This is a genomic window from Enterobacter sp. DC4, from assembly GCF_000568095.1.
GTDB classification, from domain to species: Bacteria; Pseudomonadota; Gammaproteobacteria; order Enterobacterales; family Enterobacteriaceae; genus Enterobacter; species Enterobacter pseudoroggenkampii.
In genome coordinates, this window is sequence record NZ_AZUB01000004.1 from 450,233 (window position 1) to 476,549 (window position 26,317).

Sequence of the window (26,317 nt, forward strand, 5' to 3'; positions counted from 1 at the left end):
CCTTAATGTTTTCGATTAAATCCAGCAGGCTGGGTTTTGGTTTTTTTATATTCTTTAATCTTTCGTCTAAATGCTGCTAAATCTATATCAGCAGTACTAATTGCTATTTGACCAGTTCCATGAGCATGAGAAATCAGTTTGTGATGTTTCTCTTTGTACGGGGCTTGCATTGTTGAGCCACCATATTCTCCAGTATTCGTAATAACAACATGCTGGTACATATGCCATTGTAGAGCTGAAGCCATATTGTCAAACGTATCTACATCTTTATTGTACGCTGCAATGACAAACATATCAGTCAAATCTCTCAGGTCCGCAGCAAGCTTTATATCTGTCGCATCGTAACAAATCGCACCAGTTAATTTAAATGGTCCTTCGGTGTGACCCTCAATAGAAATAATATGTTGAGATGGTCTATATCCATGAACACCCAGAGTCATTTCACCACTGGTCATATGAAATTTCCCTTGATCACGAACACGCCATTGAGTCCCCGATTCTGACGAATCTGGAATAATCCAGCGAGCTTTGTTAACTATTTGACCATCTTGTTCACAGAAGACAAAACCGCAAAAAATGATGGATCTGGTTCTAAATGCCAGTGCTCTTACTATATCTTCATCTTCCGGGTGAACAGCCAATTCAGAAAAGACAATCAGATCAGCGGTACTTGTATGATCCCTAGACTCAGTTTTAAGTTTTGCATCTAAAGTCTGCTCTGTTAGTTTACAAATTTCCGCAAGGTGTTCTCTGTGTTTCCAACGCACCTCTGGATTATCAAGTGTTACGTCAGAAGGGTGAAAATGCTTATCCTTCGGAAATAATTGCTGAACCGTAACAATTCTAAAATAGTTAGATGCCAATTCAGGTCTGCTGACAACAGTAGGTAAGGTCGGAACACTCGATGAAGTGCATATTTGCGTGTTCAGGTAGCCTAACCTTTCCAACAAGCATTTTTTAAACTCACCAAGGCTGGTAATTGACAATATATCTTCTTGATTTATATATGAAGATGAAAAGCCTGGCCATTGCAATCCATGCTGAAGAAAGCTTGCAAACCAATCAGTTATAGTTGCATATGAACCAACAATTGACTCTGGTGTATGTAACATTCCCATACGTCGCTTGTAAAACTGAGAGTGGATCCCATCATACTCTACTCTATCAGGCTTTAAATCATTTCGCTGCGTGTAATCTACATTACCTAAAGCAGCACTTCTTAATACACTGCAAACCCAATATATTTTTTTTTCATCATTTTTGTCTTGTTGACAATTCACCAACCATTTAGGGCTTTCATAGCGAGGATCTTGAGCTATTTTATCAATCGAACATGAAATAATAGAATTTTGGCGCCATAATTCAGCCCATGATGTTGAATGGCTTTCTAATTTCACTTTTATTTCATGTGGGGAATACTGCTTTCCATCAGATTGCCATACGTTTTTCTCTGTATCTTCTAAAAGATTAACTAATGCTATACCTAGCTTGAGAAGCGCATGTTCGTATTTAAATGGATTTTCCTTAAAACTTATCACTGATGAAAGATAGTGGTCCGAACCATTTGGTTTCGCCTCATTTTTTGGTATGGCCCATCTAAATTTGTTGATCCTAACTTTATCTTGCGTCCTGACAAACTCTTTCCAAATGCTATTCCAAAACTCACCACCACGGTAAGCAAATTTCTCGACGATTGAGTCTACTACTTCACTAGTATTTGTATGAGAAAGTAGAAAAGCAACATTTGCTTGGTAGTCTTTACTAATTTGAGCAGATAATTCAAATAGGTATCCATCACTACTACTCAACGGCTCTAAATGTCGTTTAATTAAGACATGTTGAAGCTTTGAAAGATCAGAAGAGGATTTTTTACTAGCTATAAATGGCTTATTGATAACTGCAAGATAAAATAGTGCTTGCTGATATGCGTAGTTTGGAATAACGGATCTACAAGAAAGAAGTTTATGGGCAAATGATGTAACTTCACTCATCAATTTCTGATAATCAGAGGTACACTCTGGGGATAGTTTTCGATAGATATCAACAACGCTACGAAATATATCGGAAAGAAGATACAACATGATATATCTATCGCATTTTTCACGATTACGCTGTATTCTTTGGAATATAATTTCAAAAATTGTTTTATAAGCATCTAGATTAGGGTTTATGGTTATCGCTTTGCGGAAAATAACCATAATTGATGGATCTTTTAACCAGGTTTTTAATAATTTCTTTGCAATCAACGCAGATTCATTATCAAACTGCTTTCTTTCTGCAGGTGAGATTAGTTTGCTTTTATTAGCCAAACTTGTTTCCAGCCTATGGGCAGAAAATCTACGTAAAGATTCTAATTTAATCGATTTATCATTATTAAATCCAGAAAATAAACCTTCTGCATCATCTAGAAAATTATCTTGTTCAGTCAATAATAACTGTTGAAGCGCCGGTATGTTATTATCTAATCCATTACGCTCTGAATACTCGAAGTTCCTACTTCATTCTGGATTTCATTGATTCGATTTGTAAGGCTACTTCCGTTATCAATATCTGAGAGTCCCAATATATAAGTTTTTTTATCATTAATTTTTAAATATGGTTCGTTATCTGACTCATCTTGATCTAGCGTTTCATCGAGGATCCTCTGAACTAACTCATGAATGGATTTCTTAATTTCCTCATTTGTTAATGCTTCTCCAGAAATTACCATCCTAATATCATCGACGTATCGACAATAATCATGCAGTATAATTTGGCTACCGCCTATCTTAGTACGGAGGTTGGAAGTTAAAGATTCGTCAAACTCAATGAGATAAGCATTAGCCAAAGCTCCGGCAGATGCTAAACCTTGTGGGAGTCCAACATTTTCTTCTTCAATATCCAAATCTTTAAGTAAAGATAAAGAGTCTTCAGGCCACTCCCAATTTAAAATCTGACTCGTAAAATCCCAAAAACCATTCTCATTTATAATATTATGACCATAATGCTCAGAAGATATTTTCTTAAGTTTTTCTAACAGTGTGCTTATTTTTATAGAACCGAAAAAATTTTTCAGATCCAAACTAATAATATAAACATCATCAATTTCACTAATTTTATTTACAGTTTCCCTACCTATATAGACAGGTCTTTGTAGAAAATTACGATAATCTGAGGAAAATTTCCTATAATACTCGCTGCCGCCCCAACGAAATCTCGCCCTTTCATTGTCCCAATCACAGACAAGCCTATTTCCGTAACTAACAACCTTTTTATTTACATGCTCAGCATAGTCAAGATTACGCAATGAGCAGTCTTTCTGTCTCGTTTCTATCGCATCAGCAAGACACATGGTTACTGCTGTTGCAAAAGACTGATCCTTAATAGATATATTAGCTAAAGGTCTTAGTTTCCTATCATCTTTATTAGTAGTCCACTTCCCTTTATTAAAGAACCAGCTCGCTCCTTTTGGAGCTGGTATTAATTCAATATCACTTTTAGACAGATTTCTATTTACGGCCTCACTTGACCAACTAGTGACCTCATCACTAATATCAAATGCACACTTGTCTAGCGCTAAAAGATCTGCATACCAATTATGAGTTCTTACAAAACGATCCGTTTTTTTCCAAGCTAGCCCTAAAATAAATGAGTCCTTAAGGTACTCAAAGTTTGGTTCGAGATTGTAATACTTTTTATTAAGTAGTTTCATTTTCCTCTCAACTTAATGCTAAGCGTTTTACTCATTTTAACTACAGTATTGAAATTCACTGTTTGTATCACCTTAATATAACTATACTACCGTTCCTGAATCGAATAATCCACGGGAAGTATCAAAAGTTTGTAATGTCTAATGGGTTAATCTGATAAATCAGTCGCGTCTGTCATGCCATAAACCAAGTTGTACAAGAGAGAGCGTTGTAATGGTCAACAAAAATTGCCCACTGAGTTAGAGTTTTTCCGGTATCAGTTTCCGGTTCTTTGAGTGGTAAGACAATCCCCTGACAAATCGATATGGGCATAAGTAGAATATTCTCCCACTCTAAGACATTTTGATGAAGCGTTCGAGTTTTACTGAACGCTGTATCAAGACCATTCTCATATAAGCCCTAGGTGATACTTAAATTTGGTTATCAACGTCCCCTCTTGGCACAGAGCAGATACAGAAGCATGATGTGCGCTGTGAGCGAGGTACGAACGCTGACCTTTCATATTTATACAATTTACTCTCTGGCCTGATCTGCCGTATATATCTTAACTACAGGAACTCACTAGCATGATCGGAGATTGCATATGCTGATATATAACGTTTTTGGACGGCATATTGGCGTTCAACGTAAGCATGATCGGTGGCTGGTATTTCGTGCTGACCTGACGGAGAGAAAGTTTTCTCGACTCTATGACATCGCTATTCCTGACGATATGACTGAAGGCGAGATTGCCGGCTGGCTGGGTGACATTTTCCATGAAGCCGCAACCGATCGTCATCCAAATGTGGAACGCATCGAATAAGGATTTAATGGATAGTATTACGTTGCGCCCGCTCCTGGCACTCACCTGAGATGGTGTTGCCAGCCATGGCCCAAAAAAAAGCCCGCAATCCGCGGGCTTAGAGATAATTTAGAACCTGTTAGTACCAGACGTAGCCGGTTGGGAAATCATTCCCACTCAATCGTAGCCGGTGGCTTACCGCTGATGTCATACACCACGCGGGAAATACCGTTCACTTCGTTGATGATGCGGTTAGACACGCGGCCTAAGAAGTCATACGGCAGGTGCGCCCAGTGCGCGGTCATGAAGTCGATGGTTTCCACCGCACGCAGGGAAACAACCCAGTCGTACTTACGGCCATCGCCCATCACACCGACGGAGCGAACCGGCAGGAACACGGTGAACGCCTGGCTCACTTTGTTGTACAGGTCAGCTTTGTGCAGCTCTTCGATGAAGATCGCGTCCGCGCGACGCAGCAGGTCGCAGTACTCTTTCTTCACTTCACCCAGCACGCGCACGCCCAGACCCGGGCCCGGGAACGGGTGACGGTAGAGCATGTCGTACGGCAGACCCAGTTCCAGACCGATCTTACGCACTTCGTCTTTGAACAGCTCGCGCAGCGGTTCAACCAGACCCATCTTCATCTCTTTCGGCAGGCCGCCCACGTTGTGGTGAGATTTGATGACGTGTGCTTTACCGGTGGCGGATGCCGCGGATTCGATAACGTCAGGGTAGATAGTACCCTGCGCCAGCCACTTCACGTCGTCCAGCTTCAGTGCTTCTTCGTCGAACACTTCCACGAACACGCGGCCGATGATCTTACGTTTCACTTCCGGATCGTTCTCGCCTTTCAGCGCGTCCAGGAAGCGCTGCTCGCCTTCCACGTGAACGATGTTCAGACCGAAGTGGTCACCGAACATGTCCATCACCTGCTGGGCTTCGTTCAGACGCAGCAGACCGTTGTCCACGAAGACGCAGGTCAGGTTTTTGCCGATGGCGCGGTGCAGCAGCATCGCGGTCACGGAGGAGTCCACGCCGCCGGAGAGGCCGAGGATCACTTTGTCATCGCCAACCTGCTGGCGGATACGCTCAACGGCGTCGTCGATGATTTTTGCCGGGGTCCACAGGGCTTCACACTGGCAGATGTCACGCACGAAGCGCTCCAGCATGCGCATACCCTGACGGGTGTGGGTCACTTCCGGGTGGAACTGCACACCGTAGAAGCGTTTTTCTTCGTTCGCCATGATGGCAAACGGGCAGCTCTCGGTGCTGGCAACGGTCACGAAGTCAGACGGGATGGCGGTGACTTTGTCGCCGTGGCTCATCCACACGTCCAGCAGCGGTTTGCCGTCTGCGGTCAGGGAGTCTTCGATACCGCGCACCAGCGCGCTGTCGTTAACCACTTCAACCTGTGCATAGCCGAACTCGCGCTCGTTAGATCCTTCTACGTGGCCGCCCAGCTGCATGGCCATGGTCTGCATGCCATAGCAGACGCCGAATACCGGCACGCCAGCTTCGAACACGTACTGTGGCGCGCGCGGGCTGTTCTCTTCGGTGGTACTTTCCGGGCCGCCGGACAGGATGATGCCGCTTGGATTGAATTCGCGAATCTGTGCTTCCGTGACATCCCACGCCCACAGCTCACAGTAAACGCCCAGTTCACGTACGCGACGCGCCACCAGCTGAGTGTACTGAGAACCGAAGTCCAGGATGAGAATGCGATGTTTATGAATGTTTTCCGTCATTGACGCTAATTCCGAGGCAAGTGAAACAAAAACAGAGCGCCCGGCAGAAGCCGGGCGCGGAAACTTATCAGGAGCCCAGACGGTAGTTCGGGGACTCTTTGGTGATCGTCACGTCGTGAACGTGGCTCTCCTGGATACCCGCACCGCTGATGCGTACGAATTCCGCTTTAGTACGCAGCAGGTCAATGGTACCACAGCCGGTCAGACCCATACAGGAGCGCAGGCCGCCCATCTGCTGGTGAATGATCTCTTTCAGACGGCCTTTATAGGCAACGCGACCTTCGATACCTTCCGGTACCAGTTTGTCAGCGGCGTTATCGGTCTGGAAGTAACGGTCAGATGAACCTTTGGACATCGCGCCCAGGGAGCCCATGCCGCGGTAGGATTTGTAAGAACGGCCCTGGTAGAGTTCGATTTCACCCGGGGATTCTTCGGTACCGGCCAGCATGGAGCCCACCATCACCGCCGCTGCACCCGCAGCGATCGCTTTCGCGATGTCGCCAGAGAAGCGGATACCGCCGTCAGCGATAACCGGAATACCGGTGCCTTCCAGGGCTTCAACCGCGTCAGACACGGCGGTGATCTGTGGAACGCCCACGCCAGTCACGATACGCGTGGTACAGATAGAGCCAGGGCCGATACCCACTTTCACCGCGCTGCAGCCAGCGTCAGCCAGCGCGCGAGCGCCTGCGCCAGTGGCCACGTTACCGCCGATGATCTGCAGGTCAGGGTATTTGGCACGGGTATCACGAATACGTTGCAGAACGCCTTCGGAGTGGCCGTGAGAGGAGTCAATCAGCAGGACGTCAACGCCCGCAGCAACCAACGCGTCAACGCGCTCTTCGTTACCGGCACCTGCGCCAACCGCAGCACCGACGCGCAGACGGCCATGCTCGTCTTTACAGGCGTTCGGTTTACGTTCTGCTTTCTGGAAATCTTTAACTGTGATCATGCCGCGCAGGTGGAAGTTGCTGTCTACAACCAGCGCTTTTTCAACGCGTTTTTCGTGCATTTTTGCCAGCACCACGTCGCGAGTTTCACCTTCGCGAACGGTGACCAGACGCTCTTTTGGCGTCATGTAGACGCTGACAGGTTGGTTCAGGTCAGTCACGAAACGCACGTCACGACCGGTGATGATACCGACCAGTTCGTTCTCTTCGGTCACCACCGGGTAACCGGCGAAGCCGTTACGCTCGGTCAGGGCCTTCACTTCGTGCAGGGTGGTGGTTGGCAGAACGGTCTGTGGATCGGACACGATGCCGGATTCATGTTTCTTCACGCGGCGAACTTCTTCCGCCTGACGTTCGATAGACATGTTTTTGTGAATAAAGCCAATGCCACCTTCCTGTGCCAGGGCAATAGCCAGGCGCGCTTCAGTCACGGTGTCCATTGCCGCAGAGAGCATAGGAATGTTCAGGCGAATGGTTTTCGTCAACTGCGTGCTGAGATCGGCAGTATTCGGCAGAACGGTGGAGTGAGCGGGAACGAGGAGGACGTCGTCAAACGTCAGTGCTTCTTTAGCGATACGTAGCATGGGCAATATCTCTGACCTGGGTGGTTAAATATTGCCGTGGCATTATACAGAGCGTAACCGATTGCATCCACACTTTTTTAAAAAAAATGCTTGCGCTCACCTCTCAGCAGGTTACTATCGACTGAATAACTTGCTGATTTAGAATTTGATCCCGCTCACATGTTATCCTCTCAATCCCCCTCAATTTATACCGTCAGCCGCCTGAATCAGACGGTGCGTTTGCTGCTTGAGCAGGAAATGGGGCAGGTCTGGATCAGCGGTGAGATCTCTAACTTCACGCAGCCCTCCTCCGGCCACTGGTACTTTACCTTAAAAGACGACACCGCCCAGGTGCGCTGCGCGATGTTCCGCAACAGCAACCGTCGCGTGACGTTCCGTCCTCAGCACGGCCAGCAGGTTCTGGTGCGCGCCAATATCACCCTGTATGAGCCGCGCGGCGACTATCAGATTATCGTCGAGAGCATGCAGCCTGCGGGTGAAGGCCTGCTGCAGCAGAAGTATGAACAGTTAAAAGCCAAGCTCTCTGCCGAGGGACTGTTCGATCAGCAGTACAAAAAGACGCTGCCCTCGCCTGCCCACTGCGTAGGTGTCATCACCTCGAAAACCGGTGCGGCACTGCACGATATTTTGCACGTACTCAAGCGTCGCGACCCTTCCCTGCCCGTCATCATTTACCCGACCGCCGTGCAGGGTGACGATGCGCCGGGCCAGATTGTGCGCGCCATTGAGCTGGCGAACGCCCGTCAGGAGTGCGACGTATTAATCGTCGGGCGCGGTGGTGGCTCGCTGGAAGACCTGTGGAGCTTTAACGACGAGCGCGTGGCGCGGGCAATCTTTGCCAGCCTTATCCCCGTGGTGAGCGCCGTCGGCCACGAAACGGACGTAACAATAGCCGATTTTGTCGCGGATCTGCGCGCGCCTACGCCGTCCGCGGCGGCGGAAGTGGTCAGCCGAAACCAGCTTGAGCTGCTGCGTCAGATTCAGAACGGCCAGCAGCGTCTTGAGATGGCGATGGACTACTTCCTTGCCAACCGTACCCGCCGCTTTACCCAGCTTCATCACCGTCTTCAGCAGCAGCACCCGCAGCTGCGTCTGGCGCGTCAGCAGACCGTGCTGGAGCGCCTGCGTCAGCGCATGAACGTGGCGGTGGACGCGCAGCTTAAGCGCGCGGTGTCGCGCCAGCAGCGCGTGACGCAGCGCCTGAACCAGCAGAACCCACAGCCGAAAATTTATCGCGCGCAAACGCGGATCCAGCAGCTGGAGTATCGTCTGGCAGAGACTCTCCGCGCCCGACTGAGCACCACCCGCGAACGTTTTGGCAATGCGGTGACCCACCTTGAAGCGGTCAGCCCCCTCTCCACGCTGGCGCGCGGCTATAGCGTGACGACGGCGACGGACGGCAAAGTGCTCAAGCAGACCAAACAGGTAAATACCGGCGATGTGCTGACGACGCGTCTTTCAGACGGCTGGGTAGAAAGCGAAGTTAAATCAATTAAACCGGTGAAAAAGACGCGTCAGCGTAAAACCGGATAATTCTTCGCCGGTTACTTACTATACTGCTGCTATTCCCTTTTTTAATAAGGAGAGCAGCATGCCCCATCTTTATAGCGTTATTCCCCCTTATATTCTTCGTCGTATTATCGAAAGCGGTTCCGAGCCGCAGCAGCGCTGTGCCCGCCAGACCTTAACCCACGTCCAGACGCTGATGGCCCACATGCCGGGAAAACCCGCCGCGCCGCACGTGAATAAAGCCGGACAGCTGGAGCGGGATATCTACGATGCGAAGCAAACCCAGGAGCTGCCGGGTACGCAGGTGCGTTACGAAGGCCAGCCTTCAAACGGCGATGTGGCGGTGGACGAAGCCTACGATTATTTGGGTATTACTCATGATTTCTTCTGGAAAGAATATCAGCGTGATTCGCTCGATAATAAAGGGCTTATTTTGACCGGCACCGTACATTACGGCCGGGAATATCAGAACGCCTTCTGGAACGGTCAGCAGATGGTATTTGGCGATGGCGACGGGGAAATATTTAACCGCTTTACCATCGCCATCGACGTGGTGGCGCACGAGCTGAGCCACGGCGTGACCGAGACCGAAGCCGGTCTTATCTATTTTGAGCAGTCGGGCGCGCTGAATGAGTCGCTGTCGGACGTGTTTGGCTCGCTGGTGAAGCAGTACCATCTGAAGCAAACCGCCGATAAAGCGGACTGGCTGATTGGTGAGGGGTTACTGGCAAAAGGTATCAACGGCAAAGGGCTGCGCTCGATGTCTGAACCGGGCACCGCCTACAACGATCCGCTGCTCGGCAAAGACCCGCAGCCCGCGCACATGAAAGATTTCATAAAAACGCGCGAGGATAACGGCGGCGTTCATCTCAACTCCGGCATCCCCAACCGGGCATTTTATCTGGCCGCGACGGCGATCGGCGGCTACGCCTGGGAAAAAGCGGGTTATGCCTGGTACGACACGGTTTGCGATCGCAATCTGGCGCAGGATGCAGATTTTGAGGCCTTCGCAAAACTGACAATCTCGCACGGAGAGAAACGCTCCGGCGGCGACGTTGGGGCGGCCATTAAACAAGCCTGGGAACAGGTGGGAGTGTTGTAAATGCAGGTTCCGGAACTGACGGATGACGCCGTGGTTGAGCTGGCCCGGGAAGGCGGCGTCGCTTTTATTCCTAAGCTGAGCGGCCAGCGCACCATCGCGCTCTCCTCGCTCAATGAGGCCCAGCGCCAGCGTCTGGTGAGCATCCTGGAGCAGGCCTTTCCGCGCGGCCAGCCGCCGGGACAGGCCTCGTCACCCGGCAGCGGCGACCAGCGCTATTTCCGCATCCAGATTATCTGGACCGGGCAAAATCAGGCGCACTACGCCGATATCATCGTGCTGGTGCCGGAGCAGGAAGCGCCCGAGTCGCTGGTCGAGCTGTGGAAGAAAGGTGAAGGCTGCGTGTGCGATTAACCTTCGGCCCGAACAAACTCCACGCGTTTTTTAGAGATAAGACCGTGGCCGTTCTGGCAGAAATAATCCACCGCCCCGCAGGCTTTTAAGACCTGGAGTGGCTGATGGCACTCCGGGCAGCGGGCTTCAAGCGCAATATCCTTATTACAGCTCTCGCAGTGCGCTACCCCATTCTGAGGCTCAAGCAGTGCCTGGCAATCCGGGCAGGTAATCGTCATGGTGACTCCTTACAAGCATTCTGGTCTGCAATTATTTTACCACGTTGCGTTCAGTGCGGGCCACGCAGCTGTTGCTGCAAGGTCAGCAGCAGCTCAACTTCCTCGATTCGGCGGCGCGTCGTGCGGCTCACCTCGTGCGGATCCCGTTCAAACAGGCTGTTGGCGCCCAGGATCTGCTCTGCAAGACAGTGCTCGTAGATCGTGCCGGGAATTGTCCAGCATTGGCGCGTGTCGCCATCGATCATCTCCAGTACATCTTCAGCGCCGCGCCGGTCGTAACTGATGGTCCGCCCGTCACGCAACCAGAGCCGTAAGCCTTTTTGCCCGCCAGCGGGTCCCGCATATTTATTAAGCCAGATATCCACCGGCACGCCGCTGATGCGGCCCTGCAGATGCGCCTCGCCCTCCGCCGTGGTCAGGTCGCCTTTTGCGATATCGCGGCCCAGTCGGTCTTTAGCCGTCACCACCTGTAACGTCATCTCATCATTCCCGCCCAGATAACGCACCGTTTCGCGCAGCATCGCCAGCACGTGCGTGCCGATATCCAGAATCACGCCGTCCGGGTGGCGAAGCGTTCGGGTGTCCGGCTCGCCGGTGGCAAAGTTAAGCGCGATGGGTTCCCCAGCGGCGTTAACTCCGCTCGGCTCCTGCAAAAAGCCGTCAATCTTAACGATGTCAGAGATATTGCCAAGCAGCGACCGCTTCACCGTTTCGATGCGCGCCATCCAGTGATCGAGCGCCAGCACGCGGGATGCGACGTCAGGGTTTGCCAGCAGCGCGTTGAGCGTTTCGATTTGGAACAGCGTGGCGACAATCGGTTTTTCAACCACGATGCGGGAAACTGATGAGGCGAGAGCGTGTTCAAGCACCTCAAGATGGTGCAGCGACGCCGTGGTAATAAACAGGGTATCAAGCGGCTGGGAGAGGAGTTCAGCCAGTGTGGCACAACGCGTTACCCCCTCCGGCTGTTTTACGGGCTGGATATCAAAGCCTAAACAGTGAGGGAGATTATCAAAGCATTTTCGTATTGCGGGCAGGTAAGCTGTTTCAACGACTGCGCCAAGACCCACAAACCCTAACAGCATATTCTTACCTCGTTGAGTAAATTGCCGGGGCATAACGCCGCCCCGGCAAGCTCGAGGTTTATGAGGCGTTAGCTGCCGGTTTAGTCTGCGCATTTTCCAGCATGCGGCGTACCGGAACAATGAGGACGATCAGTACCGCGGCACAAATCAGCAGCGCGATGGAGCAGCGCGCAAAGAGATCCGGCAGCATATCCAGCTGGTCGGCCTTCACGTGGCCGCCAATCAGGCCCGCCGCCAGGTTACCCAGCGCGCTCGCACAGAACCACAGCCCCATCATCTGACCGCGCATTCTCTCCGGCGCCAGCAGCGTCATGGTCGCCAGACCAATCGGGCTCAGACACAGTTCGCCGAGCGTCAGCATCAGGATGCTGCCCACCAGCCAGAACGGCGACACGCCCGCCCCACCGTTGCTCAGCACGTTTTGTGCCGCCAGCATCATCAGGCCAAAGCCCGCTGCGGCACACAAAATACCGATAACAAACTTGGTGATGCTGCTCGGGCGAATGTTCATGCTCGCCAGCTTCGGCCACGCCCAGCTGAACACCGGTGCCAGCAGGATGATGAACAGGGCGTTGATTGACTGGAACCACACCGCCGGGATTTCAAAATCGCCGATCATGCGGTTAGTGTAGTCGTTGGCAAACAGGTTGAACGAGGTTGGTTTCTGTTCGAACGCGGACCAGAAGAACGCCGCGGAGATCAGCAGAATAAAGCAGACCAGCAGTCTGGCGCGCTCTTTACGGTTCAGGCCCGCAAAAACAAACAGATAAATGAAGTAGAGGGCAACGGACGCCGCGATCACGTAGACCAGCACGCTGGCCACCGCGACCGGGTTAATCACAATCACGCCCTGCGCAATCAGCGTTACGATCGTTGCCACGCCAGCCGCCAGCGCCAGCAGCCAAACGCCCACGCCGTTACGCTTCACCACCGGGCTGTTCCAGGTAGAGTCGAGGCCGACTTCGCCGTCATAGCGTTTCATTGCCGGAACGGCAAACACGCGGAAGATAATCAGCGCCACCAGCATCCCGATACCGCCAATGCCAAAGCCCCAGTGCCAGCCGTGGGTTTTAATCAGCCAGCCGGAAATCAGCGGCGCGATGAACGAGCCCATGTTGATACCCATATAGAACAGCGAGAAACCGCCGTCACGACGCGCGTCGCCTTTTTTATACAGGGTGCCGACCATCACCGAAATACAGGTCTTGAACAGCCCGGAGCCGAGCACGATGAACATCAGGCCGATAAAGAACAGGTTGTTCCCCATCACCGCCGAGAGCGCAATCGACAGGTGACCGAGCGCAATCAGAATCGAACCGTACCAGACGGCTCTCTGCTGACCGAGCCAGTTATCCGCCAGCCAGCCGCCCGGCAGCGCGGCCAGGTACATGGTACCGGCAAAGATACCGACAATCGCCGAGGCGTTTTCACGCGCCAGGCCCATCCCGCCGTCATAGACGGTGGCGGCCATAAACAGGATCAGTAACGGACGAATGCCGTAAAACGAGAAACGCTCCCACATCTCGGTGAAGAACAGGGAACCGAGCGGATACGGATGGCCGAAGAACGTTCGGCTCTCTTTTTGATTAACAGTGGATTGCATAATTCTCCCGAAAGGTATGTCGTCGTGCTTGTAAACACCAGCAGGTACGCCGGCCAGTTACGTATCTGGCCGATTTTTTACATGCGGCGAAAAGTTAGTTAACCATTTGATAACCAGGCGCTAGTTTTGTCTAGTACCGGACCCTGGACTTTAAGATGAAAATTCGACGATTGTCTACTTTCTTAGATTTAAACATGGTTAAAAGTGAATAGTGATTGACTTCACACAGAGAAAACCGGCGGTATGACTGGGCAAAAAAAAGCCCGCGATAATCGCGGGCCTTCGTGAGAGCGGCAAAGCTTATTTGCTTTTCTTAATGTGAAAAACCATTAAAACAACAAGATATTGTTTTTAATGCATTTTTAAATTCTTATCACATGTGTGTGTACACCCTTGGGTACACAAAAAAGGACCATCGATAACTTTTAGAGGTCTAGTTGACCGATGACACCGTCAGTCCGTTAAGAGCGAGAAACGGACGGTTCTCTACTGATTGAACCACAATCTGGTGAGGCGTCATATGTAGCTCAAATAACCGCTCATGAAAGTCTTTTTTTTGCCGATATAACATGGATGTTTATGTACTGAAGTTAAGTATGTTTCTTTATTGACTGTGATAAAGACATAGTTTTTATTAAATAGGGAATAATGATGATTAGAGTTCTAGGGCTTATATTTTTGTTACTTACGGCAGGGTGTTCAACGCCTGGAAAACCAGCTTTCTATTATACCTGGACACAGTACAAAACCGGTGTTGAAGTGATGCTGGTCAATGAACCGCAGTACAAAGATGGTTTTGATGGAATTCTTCGCCTTGACGATAAAGGCAAATACGCAGTAATGGCTATATACAACGGTGGGGATATGTCGAGTCACTTCGGATATGTCACCAAGGACAGTCTCGAAAGTTGGATAACCATGTACACTGACTTTTTAAAATGGGATCCGCAAAATCCAGCGCAGCCGACAAAATTCACTATTCTGGATAATCTTTCGTGGACCCATAAAGACTACGATGTTGAGTATCGATTCGTGAACGGTAAAAAGCTATTTGTTATCAATAAGCACAGTACTGGAAACTGGTTTGTGGACTTCTCAGAGCTCTCCATGGATGAAGCCAATGTCGCAACGCTGACTAATGTCTATATCGATCTGAGACAGAAGCTGAAATAGCCAGTCAACAGCCCTCGACCGGGCCTCATTTGGAGGTTTTCCGTGACTGGCAGAGGTAATCTAATCGTCTGCATAGTACCTCTCCGGTGAATGCAATGCAGACTTAGCAATTTGCTAACGCGTTGACTTGAAAATGTTTTCATAATGTTAACATTGTGCATGCGTTAGTTCTATTTTTTATATTTTGATAACATCAACTCTGTTAAAACCATCACCAGGACAACTTTTGACTCATTAGTGGGTTCTGTATCAAATTTTGTATGGAATAAATTACATAGATTAAATAACCCCATTTATGTACCAGGGATTTTTTCTTTGAGATGTGTCGCAATATAAGCTTGTCTTCCAGAGTGAGAACTGGAAGTGAAAGGACAAGGTGTGTATAAATGAGATATTCTTTATATAACACTACTTGCTTATGGTGATGCAGTTGTATCTGCTGAAAAATTGATAGATGAGTAATTATAACGCCGGCGATCAGTCGGTACTCTGGCCTTTTCATCCGGCAATTATGTTCAGGCTACCACTCTGTCTGCAAAATTACCCGGTATGTCGGCTACGATTGTCATGCCCCATGATGCTCCAGCCAATGTATCGGCGACAAAAGTTAAGGCATCTGCCTTTTATCTAAGGAATAAGTCATGTTCAAGCCTATAAAACATCCTGTCGCGTTTGCGCTAACACTAGTATATGCCTCGCTATTTACTCATGGTTCTCAGGCTGCAACGGCCTCGCCGTCATTAACGACATATAGCCAAAAAGCGACTAAAGCTCTGCCTAAATTGATGATCCTTGCTACCGGCGGTACCATTGCAGGACAGAGCACTGGTGAAGACTCCAGCTCTATCGGATACACATCCGGCGCCATCAGCCCAAGAGTATTGCTTGCAGCCGTTCCAGGATTGGATAAAAAAGCCCAGCTTAGTAGTGTCCAGGTCGCATCCATTGGTTCTCAGGACATGAATGATAAAATCTGGTTTGATCTTGCCCAGAAGATCGACGATCTGTTCAGTACAGGTGCCGCTGACGCTATTATTATTACCCATGGCACAGATACTCTTGAAGAGACAGCTTTTTTCCTCAGTCTGGTAATACATCACCCCCAGCCTGTTATTATTACTGGAGCCATGCGACCGGCGACAGCAACTGGTGCAGATGGCCCTGCTAATTTGCTTGAATCTGTGAATGCTGCTGTGGACAAACAATCGAAGGGACGGGGAGTAATGATTGTGATGAATGACACTATCCAGTCACCGATTTGGTCCACGAAATCGGATACAACCGGAGTGGCTACTTTTCAGTCACCTTACGCCGGCCCACTGGGTTATGTCGATGCGGCAGAAGTTCATTATATTACCCCGGTGCCGGCAGAATCTCGTCTGTCTCTACAATTACCTGCATCCCATAAACTTCCGCGGGTTGAGATCATTTATGCCCACAGTAATATGGACGATGTCCAAATCAACAATGCGGTGCGTGATGGTGCAAAAGGAATTATTCTCGCCGGCGTGGGAGACGGAAATACATCCGCCTCAGCGTTAGCCGCGCTCAAAGCGGCCCGGGAGCATGGACTTGTCGTGGTCCGCGCATCGCGCTCCTATACAGGAGCAGTAAAACGTAACGTGGAGGTCGATGATAACAAAGCCGGCTTTGTTGTTTCGTCGGGGCTGAATCCGGCAAAAGCACGGATCCTTACTCAGCTTCTGCTTGCAAACGGAAAGACTTCACCAGAAAACGTTCAGGCCGCATTCTGGTCAGTTACCGGCCATAAAAACTGACGTTAAAATACCCTTCGATAAGAGGCGTTTTCGATGCTTTTACAGATAATTTTTTATCTGGGGAAACGCCTGTGAAATATGGTGATCGGGCGGTATACCATAACGCATAGACATGATCCGCGCATGTACACGTTTGACAAAATCAAAATTGACGGCAGTTTTGTTAAAGATGCCGTCGTTCGGCCGGACTGTGCCGCTGTCGCTGAAGGTATTGAAACTCAGGAGCAATTTGATCGTATCCTTGAGGAAGGTGTGCAGAGATACAGGGTTATTTTTACGCGCCTCCCGTTCCGTGCGAAAGAGACGTTATTGCCGTGGAAAGGTTAAACAAACTCAGAGCAGGTTCCCCTGCAGCGAATACGGAACATGGCTGCAACTGACTTCCATCCAGAGCTCAAACCCTTTCTTCTGATGGCCAAACTATCATAGATGTACATCCAATCCCTTATCAAAGGCGATTTTTCAGTGGCGTTTGGGGTTGCAGACATTGTGAAGAGTGCGTGGGAAAAAGACGTCTCCCCAGGGGAGGAGACGTAAAGAATAAAATGCTAAACAACAACGCCATCACAGCGATAGATAATGTGTCGAAAACGGTTAAAACCAACGAAACCGTTTGCGTGGGTTATTTTCTCATAACCGGTCACCCTTAACAGCTACCAGAACGGGTAAAAACGACAGCTTGCATTTCCGTTATCCGATGAGCAGTTCTCTGTCTAACGGTTCGATCCGGTTTCTGACATCATCAATAGTGGCGAACGTCATTCTGTGCCCCCTTAAACTGCTTCGATAGGGTCACACTAAAGCGCAGAGCGGAACTGATAAGCCTACTGAGATGAAGATCCGCTATGAGCGAGGAGCGGAAGTTCGCCCTCAGCCATACCACAGAGGATCTCTAAAAGGGAATGGTTGGGATAAGCGGGAGACTTCCCCCCTAGGGTATGGGGTCATACTGCGAGTGGCTCAGTGATTGGAAACAAAAGTTAATCCAGTAGACCTCTAAGTTACCGAAGACAAAAGCAGTAACATGGTTTATAAATCACTCACTATCGTTATCATCGAAAGGAATCCAATGAAAATTCTTGAGAAGAAAACCAAACATCATTATGTATGGGCTCATTACCTTCAGGATTGGACAGTTGATGGAACCAACATTTACTACATCACAAAGAAATCTAACATTGCATCTGACAGTGTCAGAGGTCTGGGACTTGAAAAAGATTTCTACAAAATGGGTATATTGAAGGAAAGTGACAAAGAACTCATAGCTCTCTTCACAAACAAATGCAATGAGACAGTGAAAGAACTTCATTGGAATTTTGTGAATATGATATTCGAAACACAGAAAATGGTCTCCTTATTATCACCTACTCTTAATGCAAAACTTGGAATAAACTTACAAGATATTATACAGAGCAATGCTTTCGAAAATTATTTGTCTGAGCAAGAATCGAGTGCCATAAAAATTTTAAGTGAATTAAAAACAGGAAACTTGCTTCCCTTGGATGATAAAGGCACTTACTATGGGTTTTGTTATTTCTTAGGGCATCAATTTTCCAGGACACAGAAAATGAAGCAATTATTAATTCTGTCACTAGATAAGATTCCTGGCCAAACACACATCCGGGATCGTTTAAGGGATTTTTACAATAGAAACTGGTGGTTTATGTGTTCATTTATGGCAACAAACCTTTCTTATGACATGTCCTTGAACAGCAGCAGAAAAGTCATTCTGCTTGAGAACGAATCCAGTATTGACTTCATTACATCTGATCAGCCAGTAATAAATCTGAATCCAGAAGGAAGTGAAGGTGAATTTGTTGATTATTATTACCCATTATCCCCCGGTAAGGCGCTATTAATAAATACCAGTGGAGTGAAATATTTTTCGAGCAATCATCTAAGTTACGATGAAGTACACATGCTCAATACTAAAGTAGCCCGTTCCTCTTGCAAAACCATATTTTCGAGAAACAAAGAAACCGTTAGGTTATATAAGAAGGACTTCAATCAACGAAATTATCTAGCTTTTACATTACAGACTGCAGACTGCAGACTGAACACATTGTAACTGAGAGGGCGTACAGTCAAGCATCCTCGCTGGTGATGATGGAGGGCGACAACTTTTGATAACTCACTCCCTTCATCGCCTGACTGAGCTGCTTGCGGCTGATTAACACATTGTGATGCAGCAACGTCCACTTCTGGCACAGAGCGGACATGTGCACTCCAGCAATCTAAACGATGTTGAAGACGTTCTGTTCCTGTTTGAGACGTTCCGGAACGCAAACTTCAGGTCCCACGATCAGCGGGTTGAATCCGAACCCGTACGGAACGGGTTCTGACGGATGAACGGAATAGGACGAGGGCAAACGAGAACCACCTTCTTTTTCTTAGCTGCCCGCCCGACCCGACATCAGCTGTCTCTGGATTCAGTCATCAGCACTCTGACGATTTTGTCCACCAGAAAAGGCATCGCCTGATTCAGCTCCGGATCGCTTAAAAGCTTCCCGGCGACCCTTAATGCAAAATGGCGAACGGCATCGTTGTTTTTGCTGCACGGTGTGCGGCTGTAGTCTTGATGTGAATCCCGTAAGCCGGGAAGCGTTTGGCTGTTGTCCTCTGGTACCGCCGGCTTAACCCTGCCAGGAAACGGAATCACCGCCATGCACACTCTCCATGCAGGAATAGACTTTGAATTTCACCCATCCTAGTAGTAGGATGGGTACGTGTCAATCCTGCCAGCCGCCTATATCGGGGTCGTCGTCCTCCGGGCCTGTGATTTGACCATCTAGCGTCCTGTCTGCAGGCCATCCCGGCAGGATGCTATCAGACACTGCCCCCCTGTTTCACAGGGTTAAAGACTGGAGACTGAAATGAGCGAACGTTCGCCGAAAGCGCGGGAAATTATGGCAAACACCCGGCAACTGCTGACAGTCGGAGGGTATAAAAGCTTCAGCTATGCCGATCTTGCTGAGCGTGTCGGTATCCGCAAAGCCAGTATCCACCACCATTTTCCCGGCAAGGAAGATTTAGTGAAGGCGGTTGTGCAGGAGTACCGCGCAGAAGCCCTGGCGGGTATGGCGGCCATGGATCGGCAAATCGACGATCCCCTGGCCAAAGTGAAAGGATATGCCGACTTCTGGTCAGCGTGTATTAAGGATGGCACTTCGCCATTTTGCATCTGTGTAATGCTTGCCGTTGAGCTTCCCACCTTGCCTGCTGAAATAGCCGCCGAAGTCACCGGCCATTTCAGCGATCTCTCTGACTGGCTCGCCACCTTACTGAGGGCCGGCGAAGCCCGCGGCATTTTCCTGCTAAATGAAACGGCGGAAGCCGAAGCCCGGATGCTGATGGCGGGCATTCATGGCGCCATGCTGGCCGCACGCGCGTTCAATAATCCGGCGGTGTTTGATCAGATTGCCTCTCCGCTGATTAACAAGGTGGTCAACGTCGCCTGACGGTAGCCCGGTTTACCTGCCGGGCCGCTTTTATTTCAACTCGTCCCCTCCTCTTCCGTCCCCGGACGATCCTTTTACGAATTCACAGCCTCGCACAAAAACAGGTTGATCTTTTACCTACCTACTAGTAGGTTTTCTGACAGAGAGAAGCTCACGCCGATGCTTCGTTTGTTCAGCCTGCCGGGTTGAGAGGGTTAACATGTCCGATAATCATTACCATGTGCACCAGCAGCACTGGCTCCAGCACTATTATTTTATCCGCACCGCCTTCTCCGTTTTATGGGCGGTTGCCGTGTTTTCCGCGGGCCAGTCTTCACTTGTCTGGACGTCGGTACTGCTCATCCTTTACCCCGCCTGGGATGCAATGGCTAATTATATGGATGCCCTTAAAAGCAGTGGATTCGGCCGCAGCCGGATGCAGACCGTCAATATTATCGTCAGTGCCCTCACCACACTGGCCGTAATGGTGAACATAGACAGCATGTATGAGGTGATCCGTATATTTGGTGGCTGGGCAATCCTGTCCGGTCTGCTGCAGCTGGGGGCGGCGGTACAGCGCTGGAAACATTATGGTGCGCAGTGGAGCATGATTTTAAGCGGCGCGCAGTCTGCACTGGCAGGCGCCTTCTTCCTCGTTCAGTCCCGGCTATCGGAACCCCCGTCGGTAAACACTATTGCGGGCTATGCGGCGTTTGGTGCCGTCTATTATTGTCTGTCCGCCGCGTCGCTAACGGTTCGAAAACAAAATGAGCTCACACAATGAAAATCACATCGCAGATAAACAGAAAGACGCTGGTGCGCCTCGCACTGGTAGGCCTGATCCCCCTGATACTGTGTTTATTATTTCTGTGGACTGGCGGCTGGCTTACGCCCGAACGGCTGACGTCGGATAAGCTCGTCAACGTGTTGGAACAGTCGGGTGGAATTCATGAAGGCTATCGCCGAAATCACGCGAAGGGCATGTGCGTGCTGGGCACCTTTGTCTCGAACGGCAATGCCAGCACGCTGTCGCGAGCTTTACTGTTCAGCAAAGGTGAAACCGCCGTAACAGGCCGATTTGCGATTGCCGGCGGTAACCCGGGGGCGCCGGATTATGCCGTTCCCGTCCGGAGCATGGCGCTGTCCTTTCAGCAGGCTAATGGTGAGCAGTGGCGTACCGGCATGAACGCCATGCCCTTTTTCCCCGTCAGCTCCGTTGAAGGTTTCTATGAGCTCCAGAAGGCCACCCTACCGGATGCGGCCACCGGAAAACCGAATCCGGAGAAAATGGGGGCCTTTGTCATGAAGCATCCGGAGATAAAACCGTTTTTTGCCTGGGCCAAACAAACCGTTCCCTCTTCCAGCTGGGCCAGCGATCGCTTTAACAGTCTGAATGCGTTTCGCCTGATTGATAAGGCCGGCAATGCACACCTGGTACGGTGGAGTATGGTGCCGCATGCAGCGTTTACGCCTGTTACCGATCCCGATAAACAGAACAAGGATTTTCTGCAACAGGATCTTCAGCGTCGTCTGGCGCAGGGCCCGCTGAAATGGGATCTGGTGTTCACGCTGGCTCAGGCGACGGATAACGGTAACGACGCCTCAAAAGCCTGGCCAGCCGACCGGAAGACGATGACGGCCGGCACGTTAGTCCTGACCAGTGCTGTCCCTCAGCAGCAGGGGCCCTGCAATGACATCAATTACGATCCGTTAATTTTGCCCGACGGCATCGCGGCATCTGATGATCCGATACTTAACGCGCGCTCATCGGCTTATGCCAAATCCTACAATCTGCGCACCCATGAACAGGCGCAACAGTCAGGAGAACATCTATGAAAAAGGTCGATTATTTTCATCCGGTCCTGCGCGTCCTGCACTGGCTGATGGCCACCGCGATCTTCATCATGTTGTTTATCGGTGTGGCGATGGTATCAACCGTTTCCTCCCTGCACAGCCTGCTGGTGTCGATCCACAAGCCACTGGGGGTGATGATCCTGCTCCTGGTCGTCGTTCGCGTGTGGGTACGCTTCACCACACCGGCCCCCGCTTTACCCGCCTCACTACCGGCCTGGCAGCGCGGGATGGCCCATCTTTCGCACTGGGCGCTCTATCTGATGATGCTGGCACAGCCGCTGACTGGCTGGGCCATGCTCTCAGCTGCCGGGTATCCCGTCACACTGGGTTACGGGATCGTCCTGCCCCCTATCATGGGCATGAATAATGACTGGTATGCGGTACTGCGGCCGCTTCACACCTGGGTTGCGCTGGCGCTGTTCGCGACCGTAATGCTTCATCTTGCAGCCGCGCTGCTCCATGCTTTTGTGCTGCGTGACGGCGTGTTCAGCAGTATGGCAAGCATCCGCAAAAAATAGATTTACGTCGCGGCCGTCGCCGGATCGGCAAACATCTCATCGGCGATATCCAGCATGACCCGGAGTCTGTCCATGTGCCGGAGGTCGGAGTGATACCCCACCCAGATATCTTTGGACGGTGGGGGTTCCGGCATGCTGATGGGCTGCAATCCGGCGATAGCATCGCCAAGCGGGCGTGGCAGAACGGCAATGCCCATGCCCCGCTGACACATTTGCGCCTGGACGGCGCGGCTGGTGCTGGTGAACACCCGTCGTGACTGCGGAAACCTGTCGAGCAGCCAGGCGACGTCAGAAAAGTGGGACTGCGCCGTGTTCATCAGAATCAGCCCCACGGCGGCCGGGTCGCGCTGCGCGACATCGGCGATTTCCGGTACGCCGTACAGCGCATAGGGAATGCGCATCAGACGACGCTGAACAATATCCGGTTCGGTAAAAGGAACAATACGAAACGCGATATCGGCATCGCGGCGCGACAGATTGAGCAAGCGGTAGCTCGCGATGATTTCCGGTACAATCGCGGGATGACGTCGCGTCAGTTCGCTCAGAACAGGCGCCAGAACGTAGTTAGCAAACCACTCTGCGGAAGAGATCCGCAATAACCCTTCAAGGCGGTCGTGATTCCCGGCCAGACGACGCTCCATCGCCAGTGCGGAGTTTTCCACGGCCTCTGCCAGCTTCAGCACCCTGTCGCCAGCGTCGGTGAGCACCAGCCCCTCCTTTGTCCGGCGAAACAGGGCTTGCTGCGCCTCATCCTCCAGCGCCTTTATCCGGCGTCCGACCGTCGGATGGCTCACGCCGAGACTGCGGGCCGCCTCCCCGAAAGACCCCTTACGCATCACTGCCAGAAATACCCGCACGTCGCCCCATTCCATGCTGTCGCCTCGCCGTACAAAAATGAACATCCAATATACAAAAGTGTCAGTTCCCAAACAACTTTGTCGTCTTCACTATAGCGTTCTCAACCCAATCCGCCCCCGGCGGGGATTTCAGGAGGCCTACGCCATGAAAAAATTACGCGACAAAGTTGCCATCGTAACCGGTGGATCCAGCGGTATCGGAGCCGCCATTGCCCGACAGCTGGCGGCTGACGGCGCAAAAGTCATTGTCAATTACACCTCCGGCAATAGCCGTGCCGGTAAGGTTGTCGCCGACATAGAGGCCGCTGGCGGGCATGCCGTGGCGTTTGCGGCGGATGTCACTCGCCAGGCGGACGTCAGGGAACTGATCGCCTTTGCCATCGACCACTACGGACACCTGGACATTGTGGTGAACAACGCCGGTATCTACGAGTTCGCCCCGATAGAAGAAAGCACCGAAGCGCGCTACCGCAGGCAGTTTGACATCAATGTCCTGGGCCCACTGCTGGTGGCTGGCGCCGCCGCGCCGCATCTGACCAAAGGCAGCAGCATCATTAACATCAGTTCGTTCGTCACCCGCGTCTTTATCCCCGAGAGCGCCATCTACAGCGGCACCAAAGGCGCGATGGACGCCATCACCGGCGTGCTCGCGCGCGAGCTCGGGCCCCGGGGCATTCGCGTTAACGCCGTCAACCCGGGCCTAATCGAAACGGAAGGGAGTCACAGTGCGGGCGCGATGAACTCGGACTTCCAGACATGGAATGAAAAGCAGACGCCACTCGGCCGCATCGGGCAGGTGCAGGATGTTGCGCCGATCGTTGCCTTTCTCGCCTCCGAGGACGCGGGGTGGATCACCGGTGAGGTGATTGTGGCCGCTGGCGGCATGCGCTGACATTCTCTGCATGCCCCTCTGCCCAAACTGACCGAATACGTTCCTTACCCGGGACAGAACCGTTATCTGGAGTGTTCTATGTCGACACAACATCACACGCGCGCCGAGCCCCGTCGCTGGGCGATGTTTATCATCCTGCTGGTGGGCGCGTTTTTGCCCCCGCTCGATTTTTTTATCGTTAATGTGGCGCTGCCTGCCATTCAGGGCGAGCTGGGTGCCTCTTCCTCCGCGCAACAGCTTGTCATTTCATCCTATGCTGCCGTCTACGCGGTCACGTTAATCACCGGCGGTCGACTGGGTGATATTTACGGCCGGGGGAAGATGTTCTTTCTTGGACTTATCGGTTTTGCTGCAGCATCGCTGTTGTGCGGCGTGGCCTGGTCACCGTGGGTGCTGATTGCCGGGCGCGTGTTACAGGGTGCCACCGCAGCCATTATGGCACCCCAGGCACTGGCCTCCGTACAGGCGATTTTTCCGGAAGCGGAAAAACCGCTGGCGCTGAGCCTCTATGGCGCCGTCTTTGGTCTGGCCTCCGTTATCGGGCAGATACTGGGTGGTATTCTGATTTCTGCGGATCTGTTTCATCTGGGCTGGCGTGCGATTTTTATCGTTAACCTGCCAATGGCGCTGCTGGTCATTCTCTTCGGTCTGCCGCTGCTGAAAGAGACGCGGGCGCAGTCGGCACAGCGACTGGATCCCGGCGGCATGCTGCTGGCCACCGTCACCCTTAGCGCGCTGATTGTGCCATTAATTGAAGGCCGTGAAGCGGGATGGCCCTGGTGGACATGGGGATCATTTCTTGCGTTCCCGCTGCTGGTGCTGGGGCTATGGCGTTATGAACGTCGCCTCAGCCAGAACGGTGGTTCGCCGCTGCTCGATCCGACCGTCTTACGCGCGCCGGGACTGGGTCAGGGTCTGGCGATCGTACTGCTGTTTTATTCCATCGGTGCCTTTTTTCTGTTGTTTTCTGTTTATCTTCAGGATGCGTTGCATTTAAACGCCCTGACCGCAGGCCTGATTTTTCTGCCCTTTGGCATCGGCTTCCTGGTTGGGCCGTTGCTGACACCCTACTTCAGGCGGTTTGCCGGAAATTACCTGAGCGCAATCGGAATGGGATGTGAGACGGCGGGTCTGGCGGGCCTTGCCGGGCTGATTGCCAGCACGCTGACGGGCACTCCTCCGGCTACGCTGCCGCTCGCGGCACTCCTTTTTATCACCGGTCTGGGTCAGGGGCTGGCGATGCCAACGCTGGTGAGGATGGTGACCGGCCGCGTAGCGCCCGCTTTTTCAGGCATGATTGCCGGCGTGACCAGCTCGACGCTGCAAATCAGCACTGCGCTGAGCGTCGCCGTCATCGGCGGCATTTTTTACAGCATGCTGGGGGGCGATAAAAGCGGCGCAACGATCACGCATGCCTTTATTGTCTCGCTGCTGACAATGGCGGTATGCCTCGCGGCTGGTGCCGGACTGAGTATCCGGCTTATCCGGCGCGCCTCCGGAATAATTTCTGCTGCGGCCCGCCTTTCCATCAAGTAACGTAACGGGCGGCTGGCCGACGTGGTCTGCACGACATGGCTCATGTGCTTCCCCGGGTATGAGATGTGGCCGTTGCCTTTTTCCCGTGCTCATCCATTTGAGAAAAAAATATGAAAAAATCGATCGTTCCAGAAGCCTTTCAGCATTATTACGATGACTGGCACTTCTCTCCTGTCATCGATGCCGATGGCACCGTGTATCTTTCGGGCGTTACGGCAGCCCGGAAGGACAAACCCATCAGCAAGGATCCTGAAGAACAGTTTCACGATGCGTTTTACAAGCTGGGTGTGTACCTGACTGCCGCAGGCTTAGGCTATGACAATATTCTTGAGATGACCACGTTTCATATTGACCTTAAAACACATATTGACGTTTTTTCTCAGGTAAAAGATGCGTATATCAAGGCGCCCTACCCGGCATGGTCTGCCATAGGCGTATCGGCATTCATCCCGGAAAATGCCCTTGTGGAGATGCGGGTTGTGGCCAAAAGGTAGTCTTTACCACATGTCTCAACAGGATTATAACGTCCCCTACCGATAAAGAGCGGCCGCCCTGCAGGCAGTCAGGCCCGCTGCATCTGCATATCAGTTAGCTTCGTGTCAAATCACTGAGTACACCCTTGGGTACATGACAATAGTGAGTTTTGATGCTTCGT

The 26,317-nt window shown here is 51.2% G+C and carries 25 protein-coding genes and 1 pseudogene; 16 read left to right on the plus strand and 10 right to left on the minus strand.

Going from position 1 to position 26,317, the window contains the following annotated elements:
• Positions 1-2: 2 nt before the first annotated feature.
• Both P349_RS0124445 and P349_RS26825 read right to left on the minus strand, forming a co-directional pair.
• The gene (locus tag P349_RS0124445) at positions 3-2,429 is read right to left on the minus strand and encodes a hypothetical protein (protein ID WP_238550741.1); all 2,427 of its coding nucleotides are present in this window, start codon (positions 2,427-2,429) and stop codon (positions 3-5) included.
• A gap of 32 nt (positions 2,430-2,461) precedes the next feature.
• Positions 2,462-3,691 (minus strand): RNA-directed DNA polymerase, encoded by a 1,230-nt coding sequence (locus tag P349_RS26825; protein WP_238550740.1) that lies wholly within the window; start codon positions 3,689-3,691, stop codon positions 2,462-2,464.
• A gap of 581 nt (positions 3,692-4,272) precedes the next feature.
• Here P349_RS26825 and P349_RS10000 point away from each other — a divergent pair.
• Complete coding sequence (locus P349_RS10000; RefSeq protein WP_032648750.1) at positions 4,273-4,491, plus strand: DUF7661 family protein; 219 nt, start codon at positions 4,273-4,275, stop codon at positions 4,489-4,491.
• A gap of 146 nt (positions 4,492-4,637) precedes the next feature.
• Here the strand turns inward: P349_RS10000 and guaA are convergent, their stop codons facing one another.
• Together guaA and guaB are read right to left on the minus strand one after the other, a co-directional pair.
• Complete coding sequence (gene guaA, locus P349_RS09995; protein ID WP_032648748.1) at positions 4,638-6,215, minus strand: glutamine-hydrolyzing GMP synthase; 1,578 nt, start codon at positions 6,213-6,215, stop codon at positions 4,638-4,640.
• A gap of 67 nt (positions 6,216-6,282) precedes the next feature.
• Positions 6,283-7,749, minus strand: coding sequence for an IMP dehydrogenase (gene guaB / locus P349_RS09990; protein WP_008502128.1), 1,467 nt, complete (start codon positions 7,747-7,749; stop codon positions 6,283-6,285).
• A 159-nt stretch (positions 7,750-7,908) separates the two neighbouring features.
• Between guaB and xseA the strand changes: the two genes are divergently transcribed.
• From xseA to P349_RS09975, 3 genes are read left to right on the plus strand one after another with little or no spacing between them, the layout of a single operon-like run.
• Positions 7,909-9,282, plus strand: a complete 1,374-nt coding sequence (gene xseA / locus P349_RS09985) for an exodeoxyribonuclease VII large subunit (protein WP_032648746.1) — start codon at positions 7,909-7,911, stop codon at positions 9,280-9,282.
• Positions 9,283-9,340: 58 nt separating this feature from the next.
• Positions 9,341-10,360: a M4 family metallopeptidase gene (locus P349_RS09980; RefSeq protein ID WP_032648743.1), complete on the plus strand. Its 1,020-nt coding sequence runs from the start codon at positions 9,341-9,343 to the stop codon at positions 10,358-10,360.
• A complete protein-coding gene (locus P349_RS09975) occupies positions 10,361-10,711 on the plus strand; it encodes a protealysin inhibitor emfourin (protein ID WP_024908659.1) in 351 nt (116 codons plus the stop codon).
• Here P349_RS09975 and P349_RS09970 read toward each other — a convergent pair.
• The 3 genes from P349_RS09970 to P349_RS09960 are packed head-to-tail and all read right to left on the minus strand — an operon-like array spanning position 10,708 to position 13,617.
• Positions 10,708-10,929 (minus strand): zinc ribbon domain-containing protein, encoded by a 222-nt coding sequence (locus tag P349_RS09970; protein WP_032648740.1) that lies wholly within the window; start codon positions 10,927-10,929, stop codon positions 10,708-10,710. The genes P349_RS09975 and P349_RS09970 overlap by 4 nt on opposite strands.
• 50 nt (positions 10,930-10,979) lie before the next feature.
• Positions 10,980-12,014, minus strand: coding sequence for an oxidoreductase (locus P349_RS09965; protein WP_032648737.1), 1,035 nt, complete (start codon positions 12,012-12,014; stop codon positions 10,980-10,982).
• Between the two features lie 58 nt (positions 12,015-12,072).
• The gene (locus P349_RS09960) at positions 12,073-13,617 is read right to left on the minus strand and encodes a peptide MFS transporter (protein WP_032648735.1); all 1,545 of its coding nucleotides are present in this window, start codon (positions 13,615-13,617) and stop codon (positions 12,073-12,075) included.
• 648 nt (positions 13,618-14,265) lie between these two features.
• Here P349_RS09960 and P349_RS09955 point away from each other — a divergent pair.
• From P349_RS09955 to P349_RS09940, 5 genes and pseudogenes are all read left to right on the plus strand, one after another.
• Complete coding sequence (locus P349_RS09955; RefSeq protein WP_238550739.1) at positions 14,266-14,790, plus strand: hypothetical protein; 525 nt, start codon at positions 14,266-14,268, stop codon at positions 14,788-14,790.
• Between the two features lie 489 nt (positions 14,791-15,279).
• A pseudogene (locus P349_RS26830) lies at positions 15,280-15,396 on the plus strand (serine dehydratase); the annotation flags it as partial.
• A gap of 35 nt (positions 15,397-15,431) precedes the next feature.
• On the plus strand, positions 15,432-16,568 hold the full coding sequence (locus tag P349_RS09950) for an asparaginase (RefSeq protein WP_032648732.1): 1,137 nt from the start codon (positions 15,432-15,434) through the stop codon (positions 16,566-16,568).
• Between the two features lie 123 nt (positions 16,569-16,691).
• Positions 16,692-16,895 carry a hypothetical protein gene (locus P349_RS09945; protein ID WP_032648731.1) on the plus strand — a complete coding sequence of 68 codons (204 nt, stop codon included), beginning with the start codon at positions 16,692-16,694 and terminating at the stop codon, positions 16,893-16,895.
• Positions 16,896-17,637: 742 nt separating this feature from the next.
• Positions 17,638-18,636 carry a DUF4238 domain-containing protein gene (locus P349_RS09940; RefSeq protein ID WP_032648729.1) on the plus strand — a complete coding sequence of 333 codons (999 nt, stop codon included), beginning with the start codon at positions 17,638-17,640 and terminating at the stop codon, positions 18,634-18,636.
• Positions 18,637-18,652: 16 nt separating this feature from the next.
• Here the strand turns inward: P349_RS09940 and P349_RS26950 are convergent, their stop codons facing one another.
• Together P349_RS26950 and P349_RS09935 are read right to left on the minus strand one after the other, a co-directional pair.
• Positions 18,653-18,787, minus strand: coding sequence for a hypothetical protein (locus tag P349_RS26950; protein WP_274518291.1), 135 nt, complete (start codon positions 18,785-18,787; stop codon positions 18,653-18,655).
• Positions 18,788-18,981: 194 nt separating this feature from the next.
• Positions 18,982-19,233 (minus strand): hypothetical protein, encoded by a 252-nt coding sequence (locus P349_RS09935; RefSeq protein ID WP_032648727.1) that lies wholly within the window; start codon positions 19,231-19,233, stop codon positions 18,982-18,984.
• A 208-nt stretch (positions 19,234-19,441) separates the two neighbouring features.
• On the opposite strand from P349_RS09935, the gene P349_RS09930 reads away from it, so the two are divergent.
• The 4 genes from P349_RS09930 to P349_RS09915 all read left to right on the plus strand — a co-directional run bounded on the left by P349_RS09930 (position 19,442) and on the right by P349_RS09915 (position 22,377).
• Complete coding sequence (locus P349_RS09930) at positions 19,442-20,026, plus strand: TetR/AcrR family transcriptional regulator (protein WP_032648724.1); 585 nt, start codon at positions 19,442-19,444, stop codon at positions 20,024-20,026.
• A 199-nt stretch (positions 20,027-20,225) separates the two neighbouring features.
• Positions 20,226-20,789 (plus strand): DUF308 domain-containing protein, encoded by a 564-nt coding sequence (locus P349_RS09925; protein WP_032648722.1) that lies wholly within the window; start codon positions 20,226-20,228, stop codon positions 20,787-20,789.
• Positions 20,786-21,841 carry a catalase family peroxidase gene (locus tag P349_RS09920; protein ID WP_032648720.1) on the plus strand — a complete coding sequence of 352 codons (1,056 nt, stop codon included), beginning with the start codon at positions 20,786-20,788 and terminating at the stop codon, positions 21,839-21,841. Before P349_RS09925 ends, P349_RS09920 begins: the two co-directional genes overlap by 4 nt.
• Entirely contained in the window at positions 21,838-22,377 is a 540-nt protein-coding gene (locus P349_RS09915; protein WP_032648719.1) for a cytochrome b, read from the plus strand. Before P349_RS09920 ends, P349_RS09915 begins: the two co-directional genes overlap by 4 nt.
• 2 nt (positions 22,378-22,379) lie before the next feature.
• Here P349_RS09915 and P349_RS09910 read toward each other — a convergent pair whose 3' ends face one another.
• The gene (locus tag P349_RS09910; RefSeq protein WP_032648716.1) at positions 22,380-23,249 is read right to left on the minus strand and encodes a LysR family transcriptional regulator; all 870 of its coding nucleotides are present in this window, start codon (positions 23,247-23,249) and stop codon (positions 22,380-22,382) included.
• Between the two features lie 130 nt (positions 23,250-23,379).
• On the opposite strand from P349_RS09910, the gene P349_RS09905 reads away from it, so the two are divergent.
• The 3 genes from P349_RS09905 to P349_RS09895 all read left to right on the plus strand — a co-directional run bounded on the left by P349_RS09905 (position 23,380) and on the right by P349_RS09895 (position 26,156).
• A complete protein-coding gene (locus tag P349_RS09905; protein ID WP_032648714.1) occupies positions 23,380-24,126 on the plus strand; it encodes an SDR family NAD(P)-dependent oxidoreductase in 747 nt (248 codons plus the stop codon).
• A 78-nt stretch (positions 24,127-24,204) separates the two neighbouring features.
• Complete coding sequence (locus P349_RS09900) at positions 24,205-25,662, plus strand: MFS transporter (protein WP_032648712.1); 1,458 nt, start codon at positions 24,205-24,207, stop codon at positions 25,660-25,662.
• A 110-nt stretch (positions 25,663-25,772) separates the two neighbouring features.
• A complete protein-coding gene (locus tag P349_RS09895) occupies positions 25,773-26,156 on the plus strand; it encodes a Rid family hydrolase (RefSeq protein ID WP_032648709.1) in 384 nt (127 codons plus the stop codon).
• Positions 26,157-26,317 lie beyond the last annotated feature (161 nt).